This is a genomic window from Arenibacter troitsensis (genome assembly GCF_900177645.1).
Classification (GTDB): Bacteria; Bacteroidota; Bacteroidia; order Flavobacteriales; family Flavobacteriaceae; genus Arenibacter; species Arenibacter troitsensis.
This window is the reverse complement of the sequence record NZ_FXAO01000005.1, coordinates 457186-480159: the sequence shown is the minus strand read 5'-3', so window position 1 is coordinate 480159 and position 22974 is coordinate 457186. Positions and strand designations below refer to the sequence as shown.

Below are 22974 nucleotides of genomic sequence, written 5' to 3'. Positions count from 1 at the left end.
GCTGTAATCTTGATGACCTCAATAAAAAAGGGCAATTAAACCTAGTTAGGACCTTGTTCATATAAGTGTATGTAATTGAGGTTGTGCTATCCGATGGTAAAATAAAAAAAATCCAACCCATTTAACGGGTTGGATTTTTTTATCTATGCTGGTCTACAGAAAATATGTTAAACCCTTGGCAGGTCTCCCTCTCCTTTTAATGGTAGGTATGAAGTTCCCATAAGATAGGTGTCTATATGGTGTGCTGCTTGTCTACCTTCAGAAATGGCCCAAACTATTAAGGATTGTCCTCTTCTTTGATCACCGGCTACAAATACCCCAGGAACGTTGGTCTTATAATCCGCCTCACTGGCTTTAATGTTTGTACGGGCATCGGCCTTGAGGCCCAACTGTTCGGCAATAGTCATTTCGGAACCTGTAAAACCCATGGCCAATAGAGCCAATTCGCACTTCCATTCTTTTTCGGTACCCGGAACCTCCTTAAGTATTGGTCGTTGGCCTGGTTGTGTAATCCACTCTACTTCAGAAGTAATAAGTCCTTTTAAATTACCATCTTTATCTCCAATGAATTTTTTAGTGGAAATACTAAAAAACCGCTCAACTCCTTCCTTATGGGATGAACTCGTTCTTAAACGCATGGGCCAAAATGGCCATGGTTGATCCTCTGGACGTCCTACGGGGGGTTTTCCCAATATTTCAAAGTTGGATACAGAAGTAGCTCCATGTCTAATGGAGGTTCCTATACAGTCAGATCCCGTATCTCCCCCGCCTATTACCACAACATTCTTACCTGTAGCTTTTATTTCCTCGCCGAGGTCTGTAATACCGTCTACTCGTTTATTGTTCTGTTTTAGGAAGTCCATGGCCTGAACAACTCCTTTAAGGTCGGCACCTTCAATTGGCAATCCCCTTCTAACGGTAGCACCACCGGAAAGTAATACGGCATCGAATTGGTTTTTGATTTCAGTGGCCAAAATATCAACCCCCACATGAACCCCGGTCTTAAATATGATACCTTCTTCCTCTAGAATTTTAACCCTTCTATCAATGATATTTTTTTCCATCTTGAAGTCAGGAATGCCATATCGTAAAAGACCCCCAACTTTTTCATCCCTTTCAAAAAGAGTTACCAGATGTCCAGCTCTGTTCAACTGTTGGGCCGCTGCAAGTCCGGCAGGCCCCGATCCAATAACGGCAACTGTTTTTCCGGTTCTCTTTGCAGGTGGTTCAGCTACTACCCAACCTTTTTTGAACGCTGTTTCAACAATGTTTTTCTCAATGTTCTCTATAGTTACCGGATCTTCATTTATTCCTAGTACACAGGCTTCCTCGCAAGGAGCGGGACAAAGCCTTCCGGTAAATTCAGGGAAATTGTTGGTGGAATGCAATATTTCTGCTGCCTTTTCCCATTTTCCAAGGTAAACTGCGTCGTTGAAATCGGGTATTAAATTCCCTAAAGGGCAACCACTATGACAAAATGGTATACCGCAGTCCATACATCTGGCACCTTGATCCTTTAGCTCCTTTTCTTTCATAGGGAGCGTAAACTCCTTATAGTTTTTTACCCTATCCTCTACCGGAGCGTATTCTTCTACTTTCCTATCGAATTCCAAAAATCCTGTTATCTTTCCCATATTTCGATTATATCGTTTCTAATTTTTCTTTTTCTAATCGTATCAATGCCTGTTTGTATTCTTCGGGGAAAACCCTAACAAATTTTGGAAGGCATTCTTCCCAATTTTCCAGGATTCTTTGGGCTATTGGGCTAAGTGTAGCATTATAGTGATTTTCTATAAGACCTTTCAATTCAGCAATATCATTATCGTCCTCTACTTTTAAAAGGTTTAAAGACTCGGTATTGCAATTTTTTCTAAAGGTATTTTTCTCATCAAAGATGTAGGCAATACCTCCACTCATTCCAGCACCAAAATTTCTTCCTACCTCGCCAAGGATAACCGCCGTGCCACCGGTCATATACTCACAACCGTGGTCTCCAATACCTTCTACTACAGCCTGTGCTCCCGAATTTCTAACGCAGAATCGTTCGCCCGCTTTACCGTTTATATAGGCTTCACCCGAGGTTGCACCATAAAGTGTAACGTTTCCGGTAATTACGTTTTCCTCTGGTTTTAAAGTGGACTTATAAGGTACTTTTATGATTAACTTGGCTCCAGAAAGCCCTTTTCCTAAATAATCGTTGGTGTTTCCATTAACGATCATGGTGAGGCCTTTGGTTGCAAATGCACCAAAACTTTGTCCTGCCGAACCGGTAAAATTAAGTTTCAAGGTATTTTCCGGTAAACCATCTACACCATAGATCTTTGAAATTTCATTACTGGTAATCGCTCCAACGGCCCTATCGGTATTGTGGATAGGGAAATCCAAAGAGATTTTTTCTTTTCTGAACAATGCAGGATGCGCTTTTTCCAAAATTTCAAACTCAATAGACTTGTCAATATCGTGTTGCTGCTTTTGGGTATTATAGAATTTGGTTCCCTTTGGCACATCAACCTGATATAAGATTGGCGTAAGATCTATACCTGCCGCCTTGTAATGTTCCAAAGCTTTTTTACGATCCAGTTTTTGTACTTGTCCAACCATTTCATTAATGGTCCTAAACCCTAATTGGGCCATTATTTCTCTAAGTTCTTGGGCTACAAAGTACATATAGTTTACAACGTGCTCCGGCTTGCCTTCAAATTTCTTGCGCAGTTCAGGATTTTGTGTCGCAATACCTACTGGGCAAGTGTTTAAATGACATACCCGCATCATGATACAGCCTGAGGCTACCAATGGTGCTGTGGCAAATCCAAACTCCTCTGCTCCCAACAAACACGCTATTGCTACATCCCTTCCTGTTTTTAACTGGCCGTCACATTCCAGGACTATCCTGTTCCTTAGGTCGTTAAGTACCAAGGTTTGTTGTGCCTCTGCAATTCCCAGTTCCCATGGAAGTCCCGCATGTTTTAAGGAAGTTAGTGGGGAAGCCCCGGTACCACCATCATGGCCAGAGATAAGGACAACGTCAGCCTTTGCCTTGGAAACACCTGCTGCTACTGTACCCACTCCTACTTCGGAAACTAATTTAACGTTGATCCTTGCCTCGCGATTTGCGGACTTTAAATCGAAAATCAATTGGGATAAATCCTCTATTGAATATATATCATGATGTGGGGGTGGAGAAATCAATCCCACATATGGGGTGGAATTTCTGGTTTTGGCAATGGACGGATTTACTTTTGGTCCCGGCAATTGTCCACCTTCACCTGGTTTGGCCCCTTGAGCCATTTTAATCTGTATTTCTTGAGCGTTGGTCAAATAATTGGAGGTAACCCCAAATCTACCGGAAGCAACTTGTTTGATGGCACTGTTTTTCCAATCCCCAGTTTGGTTCTTGTAAAAACGCTCTGCATCTTCCCCGCCTTCTCCAGAATTACTCTTTCCACCGATCCTGTTCATGGCGATAGCCAAATTTTCATGGGCTTCCTTGCTGATGGATCCATAAGACATGGCGCCTGTTTTAAAGCGTTTTACTATTTCTGTCCATGGTTCCACTTCATCCAAAGGAATAGGGTCGTAATTGGAGAATTCAAAAAGACCCCGTATGGTCATCAAGTCTTTGGATTGCTCGTTCACCATTTGGGCAAATTCCTTATAGGATTCCGGTTCGTTATTTCTAACCGATTTTTGTAGCATGGCAATACTTAAAGGATTGAAAAGGTGTTTTTCACCATCCCTTCTCCAGCGATATTGTCCGCCGATTTCCAAGTCTAAATTTGCTGCTATTTCCTTATCAAGGTAAGCTCTGTGATGACGCTTGGCAATTTCCTTCTCTATCTCATATAGTCCAATACCCTGTATTCTAGTTGGGGTATTAGGGAAGTATTTATCTACGGTGGAGGTGTTTATTCCAATACATTCGAACAATTGGGACCCACGATATGAATTTAGAGTGGAGATTCCAATTTTGTTCATCACCTTAAGAATACCCTTGCCAACAGCTTTGTTGTAGTTGTTAATGGCTTCTTCAAAAGTATATTCCGTGATATCGTGCTCTTCAATTTGTTCCGCAATAATTTCGTTTACCAGATAAGGGTTGATGGCACTTGCCCCAAATCCAAATAATAAGGCAAAATGATGTACTTCCCTAGGTTCGGCAGATTCGATAATTACACTTAATTTGGAACGTTTTCCCAATCTTTGAAGTCCGCTGTTTACATATGAACATGCCAACAGGGCCGGAATGGGAGCTTTTTCCTTACTAACGTTTCTGTCCGATAAAATAATGATATTGGCACCTTCATCAATAGCCTGTTCTGCCTGAAATAAAAGCGACTCCAAAGCATCTTCAAGTCCATTGTGCCCCTTTTCAATATCATAAAGCATCGCAATGGAAACCACCTTGTAATCCGGACTTGCGTCATAATTCTTAATTTTATCCAGATCTTCCTTGGAAATGACCGGATTTTTAATTTTTAATTTTCGGCAATGAAGCTCCGAAAATTCAAAAATATTATGATCACTTCCCAGGGTTAGACTAATATCTGTAATTAGTTCCTCGCGAATACCGTCCAAGGGTGGGTTGGTAACCTGGGCGAACAATTGCTTAAAGTAATTGTAAATTAATTGTGGACGATCGGATAAAATAGCGATTGGGGTGTCCGACCCCATGGATCCCAAAGGCTCTTTGGCCGTTTTTCCCATGGGAAGTATAATGGTATTTATATCTTCCAAGGTATATCCAAATACCGCTTTTCTCTTTTGCACGGATGCCTCGTTTAGGAAAAGTGGACAGTCGTTGTACGGAATATCTTTAAGGTGAACTAAATTCTTGTTCAGCCATTCCTTGTAAGGATACCTTAATGCAATTTCTTCCTTAATTTCTTCGTCATTGACAATGCGCCCTTCTTCCATGTTTACCAAGAACATTTTACCTGGCTCCAGTCTTCCGTGCAGTTCAATGTTTTCGGGCTCAATTTCTACGACACCAACCTCAGACGACATAATAACATAGCCATCCTTGGTCACTGAATATCGCGATGGACGCAATCCATTTCTGTCCAATACGGCCCCAATATAGTTTCCGTCTGTAAAAGGAATGGATGCAGGTCCGTCCCAAGGTTCCATTAAACAGGAATGGTACTCATAAAATGCCTTTTTTGCTTCGGACATTTCATTGTTCTTTTCCCAGGCTTCAGGTACCAAGATCATCATAACTTCAGGGAGCGATCTTCCTGTCATTAACAATAGTTCAACAACCATGTCCATGGTGGCGGAGTCCGACTTTCCTGGGAGTATTATAGGGATGATGTTTTTTATTTCGTCCCCGAACCAATCACTTTTCATTAATTCTTCCCTGGAGCGCATTCTAGTAACATTGCCTCGAAGGGTGTTTATTTCCCCATTATGACACATATAGCGGAAAGGCTGGGCCAAATCCCAAGTTGGGAAGGTGTTGGTGGAAAAACGTTGATGAACAAGGGCCAATCGGGTAACCACTCTTGGGTCCATAAGGTCCTTATAATATAAGCTAATATCTTCTGGCATCAAAAGCCCTTTGAAGATGATAATTTTGGTAGAAAGACTTGGTACATAGAAAAACTTGCTTTCAGACAATTTGGAAGCGTTGACGGTATGTTCGGTAACCTTTCTGGCTATAAATAACTTTAAGTTAAAATGGAAGAAATCTTGTTCATCATTCTCTCGGGCAACAAATACTTGCTTTACGAAAGGCTCCGTTTCTGCAGCGATTCTTCCTGGTATGGATTTGTTTACAGGAACTTCTCTCCATCCCAATAATTTTAATCCTTGTTTTTTGATGTTGTTCTCAAAAACCTTGATACAGTAGTCGCGTTGGTTTTCTTTTTGGGGTAAAAAGACATTGCCCACAGCATAACTACCTGGCTCAGGAAGCTCAAAGCTGCAGACGTCCTGAAAAAAATCATGTGGAATATCTATTAGGATTCCTGCGCCATCTCCAGTTTTTCCATCCGAACTTACAGCTCCCCTGTGCTCCAGCCTCTCCAATATTTCCAAAGCCTTATGAATAATATCATTCGACTTTTTTCCTTTTAGACTACAAATAAATCCTGCGCCACAGTTATCATGTTCAAATTCCGGTAGGTACAATCCTTGTTTTCTCAGCTTCATAAAATTATCATATTTATTCAAAAATATCAAAATATTTACATTTAATGCAGTGCAATATTAAATAGTGCGAAAGAAATTCAACGTTTATAATTCAACGTTAAAAAAAATGCATATTATGATATTTGAGCCCATTAAATTGGGATATCCTCAATATTAAGGTTTATATATTGATTGTTTTCCTAATTATAGGGGGTTAATAATGTGTAATTGGTTGTTTTTGGTTAATTGCCCCCATCGAGATTGGGGGGTTGTTATTTATATTTTAAGTTTATTTGGTATCTACCCTATAAAAATAAGGGGTAATTTGGTGTAATCAGTACTATTCTCTTAAAATACTTCGTGAAATTACAATTTTCTGAATTTCGGAAGTGCCTTCATAGATCTGGGTTATCTTGGCGTCCCGCATCATTCTTTCCACATGATAGTCCTTTACAAAACCATTACCGCCATGAATTTGCACTGCTTCAATAGTAGTGTCCATGGCTACTTGGGAAGCGTAAAGTTTTGCCATGGCACTTGAAAGGTCATAGCTGTTTCCTTGGTCCTTGTCCCATGCTGCTTTATAGACCAAATGTCTTGCTGCTTCAATCTGGGTGTGCATATCTGCAAGTTTAAAGGCTATGGCCTGATGGTTGCTGATTTCCGTGCCAAAGGCCTTTCTTTCCTTAGAATATTTTTTGGCCAGTTCGTAAGCCCCGGCAGCAATTCCCAATGCCTGAGCCGCTATTCCTATTCGTCCTCCGGCTAGTGTCTTCATGGCAAATTTAAAACCAAATCCATCTTCGCCAATTCTGTTTTCCTTGGGAACTTTTACATCATTAAAGATTAGTGAATGTGTATCACTTCCCCTTATGCCCAATTTATTTTCCTTGGGGCCTATTTCGAAACCTGGCATGCCTTTTTCTACAATTAGGGCATTTATTCCTTTATGTCCTTTTTCAATATCGGTCTGGGCAATTACCAAATATATTTCAGCTGAATTTCCGTTGGTGATCCAGTTTTTGGTACCATTTAATATATAGTGGTCACCATGGTCAACAGCAGTGGTTTTTTGGGATGTGGCGTCACTGCCAGCTTCAGGTTCTGAAAGGCAGAATGCCCCAATACATTGTCCTGTGGACAAGCGGGTTAAATATTTTTCTTTCTGTGCTTCACTTCCAAAAGTTTCCAGTCCCCAGCAAACCAAAGAATTGTTGACCGATACAATTACCGAAGCCGAGGCGTCAACCTTGGAAAGTTCTTCCATGACCAAGGCGTAAGATATGGTATCCAGGCCACTTCCTCCGTACTTGGGGTCTACCATCATTCCCATAAAGCCCAGTTCACTCATTTTCTTTACCTGCTCTGCAGGGAATTTCTGGGCGTCATCCCTTTCTATGACTCCGGGTAGCAATTCGTTCTGGGCAAAATCCCTTGCTGCCTTCTGTATCATCAACTGTTCTTCCGAAAGTGTAAAATCCATTTGTGTAGAAAAAAATATGAGAATGATACAAATATACGAGTATAGAATGGAATAATAATGGGGATTAAAAACATTAAAACCTAATCTATATTTTTATATTTGTTCGGTTGTATACTTTTTGCTGAAAAAGAACTTAACAATTATGAGACAACATTAGCTAGTCTGGGAAATTAAACCAAAGCATGGGAAATGTTCCCTTGTTAGCGAATGAAATCAATGAATTAATTGTAAAGTGCAATGAAAGAGTTATTAAAAATATACGAAAATAAGTCGCCTGAAATTGTTTTTAACTGGAAAGATCCGGAAACGGAAGCAGAAGGGTGGACGGTGATAAATTCCCTTCGTGGAGGGGCCGCTGGTGGCGGTACCAGAATGAGGGACGGATTGGATATGAACGAGGTATTGTCCTTGGCTAAAACGATGGAGGTGAAATTTACGGTTTCAGGGCCTCCGATTGGAGGAGCAAAATCCGGAATTAATTTTGATCCAAACGATCCTAGAAAATCCGGGGTACTTAAAAGGTGGTACCATGCCGTTGCGCCATTGTTGAAAAGTTATTATGGTACGGGAGGGGATTTAAATGTTGATGAGATTCATGAGGTTATCCCTATTACGGAAGACGCTGGGGTTTGGCACCCGCAAGAGGGTGTATTTAATGGTCATTTTAAGCCAACCGAAGCGGACAAAATTAATAGGATTGGTCAATTAAGATTGGGAGTTGTTAAGGTTTTGGAAGGGGAAGACTACTCGCCGTCGGTGGCCCGAAAATTTACGGTTGCGGATATGATAACCGGTTTTGGAGTAGCGGAAGCGGTTAAGCATTATTATGATATACACGGTGGTTCGGTTAAGGACAAAAGGGCCATTGTGCAGGGTTTTGGAAATGTAGGTTCGGCAGCTGCCTTTTATTTGGCCAAAATGGGCGCTAAAGTGGTGGGGATAATAGATAGGGCCGGAGGGGTAATTAATGAGGACGGCTATTCTTTGGAAGAGATTAGAACATTCTTTCTGAATAAAAAGGGAAATGAGCTTTTTGCGGATAATATTATTCCATTTGCTGAAATGAACGATAGAATATGGAACCTGTCCGCCGAAATTTTTGTTCCCTGTGCGGCATCCAGATTGGTGACCAAGGAGCAGATATCCAAAATGATCCATGCCGGGTTGCAAGTGATTAGCTGTGGAGCCAATGTGCCTTTTGCCGATAAGGAAATATTTTTTGGCCCAATAATGGAATATACGGACGAACGTATAAGTCTAATTCCCGATTTTATATCCAATTGTGGAATGGCGCGGGTCTTTGCCTATTTTATGGAGGGCAGGGTGGCAATGGATGACGAACTTATTTTTAATGACACATCTAATACCATTAGAAACGCAATTTTAAATATATTTGACCAAAATAAATCGAAAGTCAATCTCAGTAAAACCGGATTTGAGATTGCGTTAAAACAATTAATCTAAACCAATAATAGCATGGAGACCATTATTATTATTTTATTCGTTGCCGGTTACTTGGCAATAACATTGGAGCATAACCTAAAAATAGACAAATTAATCCCCGCTTTGGCTATGATGGCGCTGTTGTGGGCGGTTATTGCTTTGGCGCATATGCCGGTTTTTGAGGTGAATGCCGAGCTCCGGGAGTTGGAGGCAACCCATATAGATGAGATTTTGCTACACCATCTAGGAAAAACGGCAGAAATATTGGTCTTCCTCTTGGGTGCAATGACCATTGTGGAAATAATAGATTATTTCGATGGCTTTGCAACTATAAAAGGTTTTATTAAAACCAGGAGTAAAAGGAAATTATTATGGTTGTTTTCCATTTTGGCCTTTATACTTTCGGCCATTATTGACAACCTAACCGCTACCATTGTTTTGATTACCATTCTACAGAAGGTGATCAATGATAGGGAAACAAGGCTGTGGTTTGCCGGTATGATAATTATTGCGGCCAATGCTGGTGGTGCCTGGTCTCCAATTGGGGATGTTACTACTACCATGTTATGGATTGCCAATAAGGTATCCGCGGCCCAATTGATAGAACACGTTCTTTTGCCTTCTATAATTTGTATGGTAGTTCCAACTTTTATTGCTAGTAGATACAAGGCGTTCTCTGGGAATATTGATACTGATATGGATGATGGGGAGCCAACGAAGTCCAAATACGGGGCAACCATGCTTTATTTAGGATTAGGGGCTATTATATTTGTTCCTTTTTTCAAAACCATAACCCATTTGCCACCTTATGTGGGTATGATGCTTTCGTTGGCTTTGGTAGCTACATTTGCAGAAGTATATAGTAGTTCCAAATTTAGTATTTCCAACATAGATGGCGAGAGTGAAGCGGAATCGCATCATAGCCCTGTACATAAATCGCTTTCCAAAATTGAATTGCCAAGTATCCTTTTCTTTTTGGGTATTTTAATGGCTGTGGCAGCTTTGGAATCTTTAGGGATGTTGTTTCATTTTGCTGGGACTCTGGATGAGGTGATGCCGATGTTGGGAACAGAATCTAGTGGTGAATTGGTGTCGGATTTGGTGGTGCTTTTCCTAGGTATTGGGTCGGCGGTCATTGATAATGTGCCGCTTGTGGCAGCCAGTATTGGAATGTTCTCCGTAGGAATGGATGATCCCGTTTGGCATTTTATTGCATACTCTGCGGGAACAGGTGGTAGTATGTTGATTATTGGTTCTGCAGCAGGTGTTGTGGCCATGGGAATGGAAAAAATAGACTTCTTCTGGTATTTGAAGAAAATAGCATGGTTGGCATTCTTGGGTTTTGCTGCCGGTGCCATAGGATTTATTTTAATTAGAAATTTAGTGTTGAACGGATAATTTAATCGATAAAAGACCGTTATTAAGGCAACTTAAATAAAGAAAATATATGTTATTGATACAAGACCTGGCTCAAGAGGCGGGATTAGAGGGAGTTGTGTCCGAGGAAAAGACACTTTCTGTTATAGATTTAATAGTAAATGGAGGAACGGGAAGTATCTTGATCATAAGTGTTTTGTTTGTAATGCTCTTTGTGGCATTGTATATTTATTTTGAACGGATTTTTGCAATAAAGGCTGCTTCAAAAATAGACAGCAATTTTATGAACCAGATACGGGACCATGTTACCAATGGCAAATTGGATGCGGCCAAAATATTGTGTGCACAGACAGATTCGCCTGTAGCTAGGTTAACTGAAAAGGGAATATCCAGAATTGGAAAGCCATTGGACGATATCAATACGGCTATAGAAAATGCCGGTACCCTGGAGGTGTATAAATTGGAAAAAAATGTAAGTGTATTGGCCACCGTTGCAGGGGCAGCACCCATGATAGGGTTTTTAGGAACCGTAATTGGTATGATTTTGGCATTCCATCAAATGGCAACCAGTGGCGGACAGGCAGAAATGGGGTCCTTGGCCTCTGGTATTTATACGGCAATGACCACTACTGTGGCCGGACTTATTGTGGGTATTATAGCATATATAGGATATAACCATTTGGTAAACAGGACCGATAAGGTAGTGCATAAAATGGAAGCCAATGCGGTGGAATTTTTGGATTTATTGAACGAACCTCTTTAGAACATAACCAATGAAACTAAAAGGTAGAAATAAGGTTAGTCCAGATTTTAGCATGTCCTCTATGACGGACATAGTGTTCCTATTGCTTATATTCTTTATGCTAACTGCAAATTCACCCAATGCATTGGATCTGTTATTGCCCAAAGCAAAGGGGAAATCTACAAATACCCAAAATGTATCGGTAAGCATTAATAAGAATTTGGAATATTTTGTAAACAACGAGAAGATTAACGGACAGTATATAGAAATTGAATTAAAAAAGGCACTAAAAGGGCAGGAGAAACCTACAATTATTCTTAGGGCAGAAGAGAGCGTTGCCATCAAAGAGGCGGTGAACGTAATGGATATTGCCAATAGAAATAATTACAAGGTTATTTTGGCAGTGCGACCAAATTAATGTCATTACTTAACACGAGACACGAGAAAAAATCATTTACACTTACCACAATTCTGTTGAGTGTACTATTGTTATTGCTTTTTTATATTGGACTCACTTATATGGATCCTCCAATAGAAAACGGTATATCGGTAAACTTCGGAACAACCGATTTTGGTAGCGGCAGGGTACAGCCAAAAGAAAAGATTAAATCCGAACCGCTCAATACTCCCATTAAAGAACCCAAGGTTGTTGAGGAAAAGGTAGAGGAAGTGGTGGAACAGGTTCCCGAGGAAAAGGTGGCCAAGGAAAAACCGGCAGAAAAATTACTTACCCAGGAAAGCGAAGAATCCATAAAAATAAAACAACAGCAAGAAGCCAAACGCAAGGCAGACGAAGCGGCCAAAAAGGCACAGGCCGAGGCGGAGCGTATTGCTCGGGAAAAGAAAGAGGCCGAAGAAAAGGTTAGGAGGGAGCAACAGGCCAAAAAGAATAAATTGGATGAGCTGATCGGAGGCATCAATAAGTCTGAAGGAACCGCTTCCGGGGGCGAAGGCGATGATAATAAGGCCGGCGATAAAGGTCAGCCATACGGTGATCCGTATGCAACTAGTTATTACGGAAGTCCAGGGTCGGGCAGTGGCACTGGCGGTTATGGTCTCAATGGAAGGTCTTTGGTAAACAAGGGTAAGGTACAACAGGAATGCAATGAAGAAGGAAGGGTCGTAGTGAAAATTGTCGTAGACCGTAATGGCAAAGTGATTAGTGCCACGCCCGGAGTAAGAGGGACTACCAATACCCATCCCTGCTTGCTGGAACCTGCTAAAAAAACAGCCTTCATGCATCAATGGAACCTGGATTCCAATGCTCCTAGCCAACAAGTTGGTTTTGTGGTGGTGAATTTTAAATTGGGGGAGTAAAGTTTTCCTTCATTGCCCAAATGCAATTTCCCTGCAGTAATTTTACATTTTCATTTTCTTTTTTAAGTAGATTATTTGAAGGAATGGCAAGGCATTATGTTCTAACTTCAATAGACGATTATATATGACCTATCCGGAAACTTTGGAATGGATGTTTGCACAGCTTCCCATGTACCAGCAAAAGGGGGTTTCTGCTTTTAAGGGTAAATTGGATAATATACTGGCACTCTCGGCATATTTAGGCCATCCCGAACGTAAATTTAAAAGCATTCATGTGGCGGGGACCAACGGAAAAGGGTCCAGTAGTCATATGTTGGCCTCTATTTTGCAAGAGGCCGGTTATAAAGTGGGTTTGTACACTTCACCCCATTTAAAGGATTTTCGGGAGCGGATCAGGATAAATGGAAAACCGGTCGGTAAAAAATTCGTGGTCGATTTTATAAAGAATAATAAATTATTTTTTGAGGCACACGACCTTTCGTTTTTCGAAATGACAGTGGGAATGGCCTTTCAGTACTTTGAAGAGGAAAAAATTGATATAGCCATTGTGGAGGTAGGACTGGGAGGCCGATTGGATTCTACCAATATAATTATCCCCGAGGTGTCATTGATCACCAATATTGGCTATGACCATGTGGAGATGTTAGGCGATACCATTGCCAAAATAGCGTTTGAGAAGGCAGGTATCATTAAGCCGGGAGTGCCAGTAGTCATAAGTGAGCTTCAGGAAGAGACCGCAACGGTTTTTAACAATATAGCAAGGGAAAGAGGCTCTAAGATAATCTTTGCAGGGGAGGTAATCCCTGGAATATATAGCACCTCCTTGTTAGGGAGTTATCAGGCCTTAAACGTTAAGGGGGTTGTTGCTGCCATTAAGGAATTAAAGGGGTTTAACATAGGGGAGAAGCATATTTTGGATGGCTTAATGAATGTTACTGATAATACGGGATTACTGGGTAGGTGGCAAACTATTGGAGAAAATCCGACAGTTGTTTGTGATACGGCCCATAATACTGAAGGATTATCCATTGTTTTAAATCAATTAAAGCAACAAGAGTACACCACTCTTCATTTGGTCATTGGATTTGTAAAAGACAAGAATTTGGAACAGATTTTACCTCTTTTTCCAAAAAACGCCCATTATTATTTTTGTAGGCCTAACATTCAGAGAGGTTTGGATGAGGTGGTCCTTAAAACTCGGGCAATGGAATTTGGTTTGGAGGGGGAGTCTTATCCATCTGTAAATGAAGCGCTTAAAACTGCAATAAGGGTTGCAAAAAAATCTGATTTGGTGTTTGTGGGAGGGAGTACTTTCGTTGTGGCGGAAATTGTATAAATTTTTCTATTTTTTCCTTTGGGGAAATTAAAAACTATTCTATATTTGCACCCGCCTACCGTTAGGCGGGCTAGCTTCGGGAGAAATCGAGAAGCAAATTACATACTGATTAATTAGGGCTCTTAGCTCAGCTGGTTCAGAGCACCTGCCTTACAAGCAGGGGGTCACTGGTTCGAACCCAGTAGGGCCCACAGTAACAAAAACAAGGCTTCCAAGAAATTGGGGGCCTTTTTGTTTTTTTTCAATGATATTTTTACGTCCAAATAACGGATCAAGAATAAACTTCGGATTATCTTTTTTGTGCCCCCAACGTATTTCTTAGGTATGAAGACCTAGCCATTTTAGCTGCATAAATTTAAAATTGACTTTTTGGGCCATCGCTAATATTTCTTTTTTCCAAATTGTGAATGGAATCCATATCCAGTGCGCGGGTTTTTTTTGAAATATACATTCCATGAAGGATTACCAAAATGGTGCCCCCTGCAAAACAGAGGTTTAAGACGAGTATAATGCTTATGATTTGTGACATGATATAGATTTTTTGGGTGTTATGCAAATGTCGAAAATAGGGGAAGCAATATGTTATAAAATTATTTCAATAGGTTATATAATTATTCTAAAAAAAATTGGTCTAAGTTCTGAATCGGTAATCCGGTTTGGTTCAAAAATTATATGAATATAAAGCTTTGACTATTGTATCAATTTAATTTTCAGTAAAGATAGGGAGTATAAACTCTGGTAGAAACTGGAAATGTATAAATGGTAGGATTTTCTGCACAATCGGTTTTATGGAAATAGCCTTTTCCAAAGTTTTACCATCAGTCCTGTGGTAGTCCAATTTAATAATATACAATGGACGAATCTATTCGCTTAACAACCAAGTATTGGAAGAATTGTGCTTTCCTTCTATGACAATTTTATAATAATCGGAAGGATATTTGCTTACATCGATTTTGGTACTATGACTGTTTCCCTTCACTTTTTTAACCAATATATAGTGGTCGTATATTCCATTTTTAAAACCATTCTCCGTACTTAGGTAAATTTTAAGCCTTTTGTCCTGATTGTAGGTCTTCCAGTTAAGATATAAATTTTTGCCTTGAATCTTTGCTTTTAAACTGCTCACTGAAAGTGGCCCTGTAATAGGAGCCCCGTCAATTTCAAACCTCCTATTACGCTCTGGGGAAATTTCCAGACTTCTAAGCATTGTTGGTAAGATATCGATTATGCCCGGGGTTTCGATCTTAAAATAGTCATTTAAATCATTGGCATCGGTTACGATCCAAGTCAGGCGTTCCCGGTCTGATTGTCCTCCATGTCCTTTGCCAGTTTCACTATCCCTGCCATGATCTGTAGTGATAAATATCTGCCAATTTTCGTCATGTGTCTTTCTTCTATACTCCATGGCTTTATATATGTGCCCAATTTGATTATCCATTATGGCAATGGCATTGTGAAATTCCTGGCTATCGCCATATTTATGGCCCATATCATCGGTATATTCAAGGTACACCCACGAAAGGTCCGGACTTTCATCCTTTATATACTTGCAAGCTTCCTCTACTACCAATTCATCTATTTTATGTATGTAAAGTCGGTCTTCATCATGTGGGTAATTTATGGTATCCAATTCAAGGCCGTCAAAATGATAATTTAATTTTAAGTAATTGGTTTGGGGAAGACCCTCCCCAACTAATTTTGTCCTATTGTCCAGCCAAGTCGAGAAAACCGCTGTTTTCAATTCCGGCCTATTTTCTTTGGCGTATCTGAAAACTGTCCAATAGTTGTAATTGGGATCTTCGATACTGTTGTCCCACACATTGTGTTTATTGGCCCAAGTACCGGTTAACAAACTGTTGTATCCAACTGCAGAAATGGTAGGAGTTTCTGAATAGCCATCTTTTTCACCTCCAACATAGGCGCGGGTATAACCACCATTTATAGCTATGGCATCGAGCTGGGGTGTTTCCAATTTTTCCAAGACGTCGGCAGAGATGCCATCAACAATAACAAACACTACTTTGATATTTTGTTTCTGGGAAAAGAGGTTGTGGTAATTGATAAGACTGATTAAAATGAGGATATAAAATTTCAAAAGGACAACTATTTATTGATGTTTCTTAAGATGTGATAGTGATAAATTTACTTTAAATTTCACTGATTTCTAATTTGAATTGAAATTATATTGAAGATGGTATATTCGAAGGATTAAATGTAAGGACATAATCCTCATTATCGTAACTTGGGTAGTATCGGCAACAATAAAATCCATATTTATAAAATATAAAATAGAACTAAAAAATTGGAGACCATTGGTGAATTGTTCAATTCCTGGCGTATTGACAATTATGTGGAGCTGTTGGAGATTATGGCTTTTGGGGATACGGCCACTATTGCGTTTTCATGATGAAAGGAATGGTGTATATTCACCTTAACGGATTTTAAGCATCTATCATTAGACTTTTAATAGCAGGTATGCCCAAGAACACTTTATTGAATAGGTTGTTTTTGGTACAATTGGAAGGCCAGGATTTTCCGGATGCCAAGGATGTAATATGGCAGTATAAAGGGGAGCAGTTAGGAGGTAAACCCATGGTCATAGAGGTGATTTCCTCGGTAAATTGGTTTCATGATCCTAAATTTAACGTTCCTTTTAAGCCTGAACGAACGCCTACAAACTAAAAAGGATGTCAATGGGGATTGTGTCGATTGGTTTTTAATATTTCTACCCGTGATTTATTATAATTCTCCGTATGTTTATCATAAATAAATAGGTAATGGACTTTAAAGTTGTTTATGGGTTGATGATAATTGCTGTAATGGGATTGTCTTCATGTAAAATGGAAAAGAAATCTTCTGTTGGAGGTTCTGCGCAAGTTTCAAAAACAATTGTCCCGCCAAATATTATTTATATTCTTGCCGATGATTTGGGGTATGGGGATCTTAGTGTTTATGGTCAAAAAAAATTTCAAACTCCAAATATTGATAAATTGGCTGCACAGGGAATGCTTTTTACCCAACATTATTCCGGGAGTACTGTTTGTGCTCCGTCCAGATCTGCGCTTATGACGGGTATGCATACTGGGCATACGGTGGTTAGAGGAAATTATGGTATTAAGCCTGAAGGTCAATTTCCTATTCCAGATAGTACCCTTACCATTGCAGAAGTGTTAAAGAAAGCCGGTTATAGCACCGGTGCTTTTGGAAAATGGGGGTTGGGCTATCCAGGGTCGGAAGGTGATCCCAATAACCAAGGATTTGATACTTTTTATGGATACAATTGTCAAACTATAGGGCATAATTATTATCCCCTTCATTTGTGGTCCAATCAAGACTCTATAGTGCTACCGCAGAATTCCGGTACCAAAAAAGGTATTTATGCTCCTAGTCTTATTCATGAAAAGGCATTGCAGTTTATAGAGGAGAATAAGGATAGACCATTTTTTGCGTATGTACCATCAATAATTCCACATGCAGAGTTGGTGGCCCCAGAGGAGGTGCTGAACAGATTTAGAGGAAAGTATTTGCCAGAAAAAGTATATAAAGGAATAGATGAAGGCCCTAAGTATAAAATAGGGGGGTATGGTTCCCAAACAGAAAGCCATGCTGCCTTTGCGGCCATGGTGAGTATCTTGGACGAACAGGTAGGTGAAATTGTTCAGAAGGTAAGCGATTTGGGAATAGCGGACAATACCATCATAATTTTTACATCGGATAATGGTCCACATTTAGAGGGCGGGGCAGATCCGGATTATTTTGATAGCAATGGTTTGTTAAAGGGATATAAAAGGGATTTGTACGAAGGTGGTATTCGTGTACCTATGTTGATTAAATGGCCCAATAAGATTAAACCGGGAACCGTTACGGACCATGTTTCGGCATTTTGGGATGTCTTTCCCACTTTGGCGGAAATTGCGGGGGTAAAGGAAACCCCAGGTTTGGATGGGATTTCCCTATTGCCCACCTTGCTAGGTAATTCCACGGAACAAAAGGAACACGAGTATTTGTATTGGGAGTTTCATGAAAAAGGGGGGAGGCAAGCGGTTAGAATGGGGGACTGGAAGGCGGTGAAGTACAATGTTCTACAGAATCCGGATGCCAGGATAGAGCTATATGATTTGTCCCAGGACACGGGAGAGGCCAATAATGTGGCAGCCGATTTTCCAGAGGTTGTTTCTGAAATGGAAAGTATTTTGGAAAGGGCTAGAACGCCTTCTGAGGTATTCAGATTTGGGAAATCGAAATAAAGTAATGGATTCCATTCAAATTCATTGAGTATTGATTTATTCTTTAAGAAGGTGTTGCGGTATGGTTCTGAAGTGGAGGCCTATTGCCTTTGCTTCAATAGTTGAGAAAGGGATTTTGAATTCCAAAGGATCAAATTATTGAAAAAAACTTTCCAAGGTTGTTTTAAACTCTTAAAATTGGTGTAATTTTGGCGAACTATTTTTTCTGTTGTTACAGGGAATGGGGTATTAGCTCAGTTGGTTTAGAGCGCTGCCTTGACAGGGCAGAGGTCACTGGTTCGAATCCAGTATGTCCCACAAAAACCTAATTTTTACAGGTTATATTAAATCGAGTATTCTTTCCAATGCCATGCCCCGGGATCCTTTTATCAAGATTGTGGCGTTTTTCAAGGTTTTGTTATTAAGTGTTTCCCTAAGATGGTCAAATGACTTGAATTTCCTTAGGTCACTTTTTGTCTTGAAAAAGTTTTCCCCAATTAAAAACACTTGGTCAAATTTCATATTGGTGGCTATATTGGATATTTCCTGATGTTCTTTTTCCGCCGTTTTTCCCAATTCGAACATGTCTCCCAAGAATGCAATCTTATTATCGGCCTTTAATTGCTGAAAGTTTTCCAAGGCGGCCTTCATACTCGTTGGGTTGGCATTATAGGCATCCAGAATTATATGGTGGCCATTTTTTTTGATTATTTGTGATCGATTGTTTTGGGGAATGTAATTTTCAATACCTCTTTTTATTTCATCTAACTCAACATTAAAATATTTTCCAATTAATATTGCGGCACAGCAATTGGTAAAATTATAGCTGCCCACCAGTTGGGTTGTGATTTGGATATCATCTACAGCAATTTTAACAAATGGATCAGCGCCAATAAGCTTTATTCCAAAGAATTCACTTTTGTTTTGGCTATACCCAAATTTCTTGATGACCTTAGATAGTTTTTCTTTTTGAATGGGGTCGTCGGCATTAAAAAAAATAGATTTATCGTTGCTGGTTAAATAGTCGTAAAGCTCGCTTTTGCCTTTTATTACTCCTTCCTCACTTCCAAAACCCTCCAGATGTGCTTTGCCAAAATTGGTAATATATCCAAAATCGGGCATGGCCAACTTACAAAGGAACTCTATTTCCTTAAGGTGGTTGGCGCCCATCTCAACGATGGCCATTTCCGTATCCGGGGTAATGGAAAGTAGTGTTAATGGTACACCTATATGATTGTTTAAATTGCCCTTTGTAGCAATAGTTTTGTATTTTCTTGATAGAACAGCGGTAATAAGTTCTTTTGTAGTGGTTTTGCCATTACTTCCAGTAAGACCAATTACCTTTGCTTTGCAATAATTCCTGTGAAATTGGGAAAGTTCTTGGAGTGTATTCAGTACATTATTTACCAATATGGCCTTGTCGTGGCCTGCAAATTCCTCTTCATCTACTATGGCGTATGATGCGCCCTTTTCAAGAGCTTGTGCTGCATAGGTGTTGCCATTAAAATTATCTCCCTTTAAGGCAAAAAAAATGCAATTAGGACTTATTTTTCTAGTGTCTGTACAAACTAGGGGAAACTCTAAAAAGAGATGGTGCAAATGTTCTATTGTCATAAAACTAAGATATAAAAAAAGCCCTTTTTAAAAAGGGCTTCTTCATATATTTATTATGCCTATTTGGCTTTCTTGCCTCTAGGGGTCTTGTTTTTTGTTTTGGACTTGGAACCTACTCTAGACATGGCACATCTAAACCCAATGTAATCTGTTGACATATACTGTGGTAGATATCTTCTTTGTGCAGGGTCTAACCAATAGGCCCTATCTCTCCATGAACCTCCTTTGAAGACTCTTACCTCATCATTGATCAAGGAAGTTCTGTTATTGGATTTGTCATAAGCTCTTATGATATTTCCGGTAGAGTCTACCTGTACCTTGCTGACAGGTGAATCATACATTTTCTTTTTATTTGTTTCATCCTCGTCCTCGTCGCTAAACCTGTCATAAAATCTGGTAGATCCTGGTTCGCCGTCCCTGTATCCACGGTTGTCACTGGACGAGAAGTTGGTCCTTAAGAAGGTTTCTTCCTCATCTACCGGTACCATTTTTATCTCACCTGGTAAATTTACCGCCACTACTTTACCGTTTGGCAATGTGTCGTACACAATGGAATCGCGAATTACATTTACTTTTCCATCTTTTCCAATGGCTGTTTTCATATAAACGTTTCCTCGAAAATAGTTGAAGTCACTTACTTCATCGTCCACTATAGGTCTGTAGACATCTGCAACCCATTCGGCCACGTTTCCAGCCATGTCATATAATCCAAAATCATTGGGCTTGTAAGATTTAACTTCTGCGGTAATATCGGCGCCATCATCGGACCATCCTGCAATTCCGCCGTAATCTCCTTTTCCTTGTTTAAAGTTGGCCAATTGATCTCCTCTACCAACCCTTTGTCCATTTCTGGTATAATCTCCTTCCCAAGGATATTTTTTTCTACCTCTGTAGTTGTTGTATTCCCTGCTTCCAATCTGTGCCTGGGCTGCATATTCCCATTCCGTCTCAGTAGGTAATCTATATTCCGGTAAAATAACCCCGGAGCTTCTTTTGGCAAAGACGGAAACTGAATCTCTTTTCTTTTTACCTTGTAAGGAGTCTATCTGTCCGTTGTATACGGATTCCGGTCTGTTTAAATAGGCTTCCGTGCTAAAGCCACCTTCTGCCTCGCCATTAATTACTTTGTATTTGGCATCTTCTGAAAGATAGCCTTCTCTTTCCAGCATTACTTCATTCACACGGTCGGTCCTCCATTCTGCAAATTGGGTCGCTTGGATCCAGTTTACACCAACTACGGGATATTCAGCATAAGCCGGGTGGCGTAGATAGTTATTGGTCATAGTTTCGTTGAATCCCAACCTGTTTCTCCATACCAGGGTATCTGGTAATGCACCAGTGTATATGTGTACATATTTAGGATTTTCTGGAGGGTATACACTTTTTAGGTAATCCAAATATTCCAAATACATAACATTGGTAACTTCGGTCTCATCCATATAGAAAGATTGCACGTGCTGTGAGGTAGGGGTGTTGTTCCATTCGTGCATCACATCATCCTGAACCTGACCTTTTGTAAAGGTTCCTCCCTCTACAAACACTAAACCTGGTGCAGTTTCCTGCTCTTTAAAGTCTGAATTGTACTGAAATCCACCTTCCTTGGCGTTAATATTCCAGCCCGTAGCCCTTGAGACGTTTTTAGAGGATGATGAGTTTTTACAACTTGAAAAACCACCCGCTACAATAGCGCAAGAGAGTACAACTTTGATGAATTGTTTTTTCATAATTAGGACTTGAGTTCAAAGGACAAACTTCTATTTAAAGGAGTTTGCGATTCATATTTTATTAATATTTTGTGTCGCTTTCGGCATTTAGAACGATGATTAAGGCATAATATTTTGTTAAACGAAAAAAAATGATAATTTATTTAACATGCAAAGAGCATCGCTTAACATGAATAACGACTTAAAATTTAATATAGTATGGATAAATAATAATTCTTTTATAAAAAACAATAACTCAGTAGAGCGCAACCAGATTAGATTGATAGTCGTATATTTATATTTTAATGGTAAATTATCCTATTTATTGCACCGTTCACATAAGATATTTTTAAAATGGTCGTTAATTAATGTATATGAACTATAATTGTCTTTATAATTCAGTTAAATTTAAGAGTTTTACGACCAAATTTTATAGACTATTAGAAATGAGAAAAATTTCAATATTATTCCTGTTCGTTATTTTGGGTAAAGTTTCAGCGCAAGAGGACAGGGTTATTACAACGGCAGTTCCATTTTTGACAATAGCAGCAGATGCCAGGGCTTCGGGAATGGGAGATATGGGGGTGGCGACATCTACCGATGCTTTCTCGCAACAGTGGAATCCGGCAAAATTTGCATTTGCGGAAAGGAAAATGGGAATAGGGTTAAGTTATACGCCTTATTTGGAAAGTATAATTACCGACATAGCTTTGTTGAGTGCAAACTTTCATAATAAAATTAATGAGCGAAGTGCCTTTGCCTTAAGTATCAGATACTTTACCTTGGGAGAAATTGAACTCAGGCAATTCGCGGGGGACCAGGCCAGATTGGCCAAACCCAACGAGTTGGCTTTTGATGGTTCCTATTCCTTAAAGTTAAGTGAAACCTTTTCTATGGCCGTTGGAGGTAGATTTATTAGTTCAAATCTAAAATTGCCTGATAACGGCAGCGAGGATTCAAAGGCCGCTAGTACTTTTTCTGTTGATGTGGCGGGCTATTATCGCTCTAGGGAAATTGCATACAATAGTTTTGATGGTCGCTGGAGGGCTGGTTTCAACATTTCAAATTTAGGAGGTAAAATAAAGTATGATGATGCGGGACAAGAGAATTTTCTTCCTACCAATTTGAAAGCGGGTTTAGGTTTTGATTTTATTTTGGATCAGGATAATGTACTTGGGCTTACTACTGAATTTAATAAACTAATGGTGCCAACGCCTCAAGATTATAATGATGACGGGGTTATTGACGGGACGGATAATGACGAATATCAACAAACTACATTTTTTGAAGGCGTTTTTAAATCATTTGGCGATGCACCCGATGGCTTTAGCGAGGAGTTGAAAGAATTTACATGGGCACTTGGTGCTGAATATACTTACCAAAATGCATTTATGTTAAGAACTGGATATTTTAATGAGAGCGATTTGAAAGGTTCTAGAAAATTTTTCACTTTGGGTGCAGGTTTTAGGTTTAAATCCGCTCAAGTAGATCTGTCTTATTTGTTCTCCACTTCCCAGGTCAGAAACCCTTTGGAGAATACACTTAGGTTTTCCCTGACATTCAATATGGGAGAAGAATTTTTTAACGATTAATGTTCCATAAAA

Annotated in this window: 16 protein-coding genes and 2 tRNA genes; 11 read left to right on the top strand and 7 right to left on the bottom strand. The window is 39.8% G+C overall.

Translation table 11 applies throughout. From position 1 onward, the window contains the following. Positions 1-167: 167 nt before the first annotated feature. From B9Y87_RS14010 to B9Y87_RS14000, 3 genes are all read right to left on the bottom strand, one after another. Entirely contained in the window at positions 168-1634 is a 1467-nt protein-coding gene (locus B9Y87_RS14010) for a glutamate synthase subunit beta (protein ID WP_085499578.1), read from the bottom strand. A gap of 7 nt (positions 1635-1641) precedes the next feature. Further along, positions 1642-6150 (bottom strand): glutamate synthase large subunit, encoded by a 4509-nt coding sequence (gene gltB / locus B9Y87_RS14005; RefSeq protein WP_085499577.1) that lies wholly within the window; start codon positions 6148-6150, stop codon positions 1642-1644. 319 nt (positions 6151-6469) lie between these two features. Further along, positions 6470-7612 (bottom strand): acyl-CoA dehydrogenase, encoded by a 1143-nt coding sequence (locus B9Y87_RS14000; protein ID WP_085499576.1) that lies wholly within the window; start codon positions 7610-7612, stop codon positions 6470-6472. A gap of 237 nt (positions 7613-7849) precedes the next feature. Between B9Y87_RS14000 and B9Y87_RS13995 the strand changes: the two genes are divergently transcribed. The 7 genes from B9Y87_RS13995 to B9Y87_RS13965 all read left to right on the top strand — a co-directional run bounded on the left by B9Y87_RS13995 (position 7850) and on the right by B9Y87_RS13965 (position 14018). Further along, on the top strand, positions 7850-9076 hold the full coding sequence (locus tag B9Y87_RS13995) for a Glu/Leu/Phe/Val dehydrogenase dimerization domain-containing protein (protein WP_085499575.1): 1227 nt from the start codon (positions 7850-7852) through the stop codon (positions 9074-9076). 12 nt (positions 9077-9088) lie between these two features. Further along, positions 9089-10453 carry a sodium:proton antiporter NhaD gene (gene nhaD, locus B9Y87_RS13990; RefSeq protein WP_085499574.1) on the top strand — a complete coding sequence of 455 codons (1365 nt, stop codon included), beginning with the start codon at positions 9089-9091 and terminating at the stop codon, positions 10451-10453. Between the two features lie 49 nt (positions 10454-10502). Next, positions 10503-11195, top strand: a complete 693-nt coding sequence (locus tag B9Y87_RS13985; RefSeq protein WP_072865676.1) for a MotA/TolQ/ExbB proton channel family protein — start codon at positions 10503-10505, stop codon at positions 11193-11195. A 10-nt stretch (positions 11196-11205) separates the two neighbouring features. After that, the gene (locus tag B9Y87_RS13980; RefSeq protein ID WP_031445231.1) at positions 11206-11592 is read left to right on the top strand and encodes an ExbD/TolR family protein; all 387 of its coding nucleotides are present in this window, start codon (positions 11206-11208) and stop codon (positions 11590-11592) included. Further along, the gene (locus B9Y87_RS13975; protein WP_085499573.1) at positions 11592-12491 is read left to right on the top strand and encodes an energy transducer TonB; all 900 of its coding nucleotides are present in this window, start codon (positions 11592-11594) and stop codon (positions 12489-12491) included. Before B9Y87_RS13980 ends, B9Y87_RS13975 begins: the two co-directional genes overlap by 1 nt. Before the next feature lie 124 nt (positions 12492-12615). After that, positions 12616-13827 (top strand): bifunctional folylpolyglutamate synthase/dihydrofolate synthase, encoded by a 1212-nt coding sequence (locus tag B9Y87_RS13970; protein WP_085499572.1) that lies wholly within the window; start codon positions 12616-12618, stop codon positions 13825-13827. A 116-nt stretch (positions 13828-13943) separates the two neighbouring features. Beyond that, positions 13944-14018 (top strand) — tRNA-Val (locus B9Y87_RS13965). Between the two features lie 164 nt (positions 14019-14182). Here the strand turns inward: B9Y87_RS13965 and B9Y87_RS21955 are convergent. Together B9Y87_RS21955 and B9Y87_RS13960 are read right to left on the bottom strand one after the other, a co-directional pair. Further along, positions 14183-14356: a hypothetical protein gene (locus B9Y87_RS21955; protein WP_176225632.1), complete on the bottom strand. Its 174-nt coding sequence runs from the start codon at positions 14354-14356 to the stop codon at positions 14183-14185. A 333-nt stretch (positions 14357-14689) separates the two neighbouring features. Then, positions 14690-15922: an alkaline phosphatase family protein gene (locus B9Y87_RS13960; RefSeq protein WP_085499571.1), complete on the bottom strand. Its 1233-nt coding sequence runs from the start codon at positions 15920-15922 to the stop codon at positions 14690-14692. Between the two features lie 380 nt (positions 15923-16302). Between B9Y87_RS13960 and B9Y87_RS13955 the strand changes: the two genes are divergently transcribed. From B9Y87_RS13955 to B9Y87_RS13945, 3 genes are all read left to right on the top strand, one after another. Continuing rightward, positions 16303-16509 carry a hypothetical protein gene (locus B9Y87_RS13955; RefSeq protein ID WP_085499570.1) on the top strand — a complete coding sequence of 69 codons (207 nt, stop codon included), beginning with the start codon at positions 16303-16305 and terminating at the stop codon, positions 16507-16509. A gap of 95 nt (positions 16510-16604) precedes the next feature. Beyond that, positions 16605-18074: an arylsulfatase gene (locus B9Y87_RS13950; protein ID WP_085499569.1), complete on the top strand. Its 1470-nt coding sequence runs from the start codon at positions 16605-16607 to the stop codon at positions 18072-18074. 222 nt (positions 18075-18296) lie between these two features. Continuing rightward, positions 18297-18371 (top strand) — tRNA-Val (locus B9Y87_RS13945). Between the two features lie 21 nt (positions 18372-18392). Here B9Y87_RS13945 and B9Y87_RS13940 read toward each other — a convergent pair. Both B9Y87_RS13940 and gldJ read right to left on the bottom strand, forming a co-directional pair. Then, positions 18393-19667: a UDP-N-acetylmuramoyl-tripeptide--D-alanyl-D-alanine ligase gene (locus B9Y87_RS13940; protein ID WP_085499568.1), complete on the bottom strand. Its 1275-nt coding sequence runs from the start codon at positions 19665-19667 to the stop codon at positions 18393-18395. A 59-nt stretch (positions 19668-19726) separates the two neighbouring features. Next, positions 19727-21391 carry a gliding motility lipoprotein GldJ gene (gene gldJ, locus B9Y87_RS13935; RefSeq protein ID WP_085499567.1) on the bottom strand — a complete coding sequence of 555 codons (1665 nt, stop codon included), beginning with the start codon at positions 21389-21391 and terminating at the stop codon, positions 19727-19729. Positions 21392-21816: 425 nt separating this feature from the next. Between gldJ and porV the strand changes: the two genes are divergently transcribed. Beyond that, complete coding sequence (gene porV, locus B9Y87_RS13930) at positions 21817-22962, top strand: type IX secretion system outer membrane channel protein PorV (protein ID WP_085499566.1); 1146 nt, start codon at positions 21817-21819, stop codon at positions 22960-22962. Positions 22963-22974 lie beyond the last annotated feature (12 nt).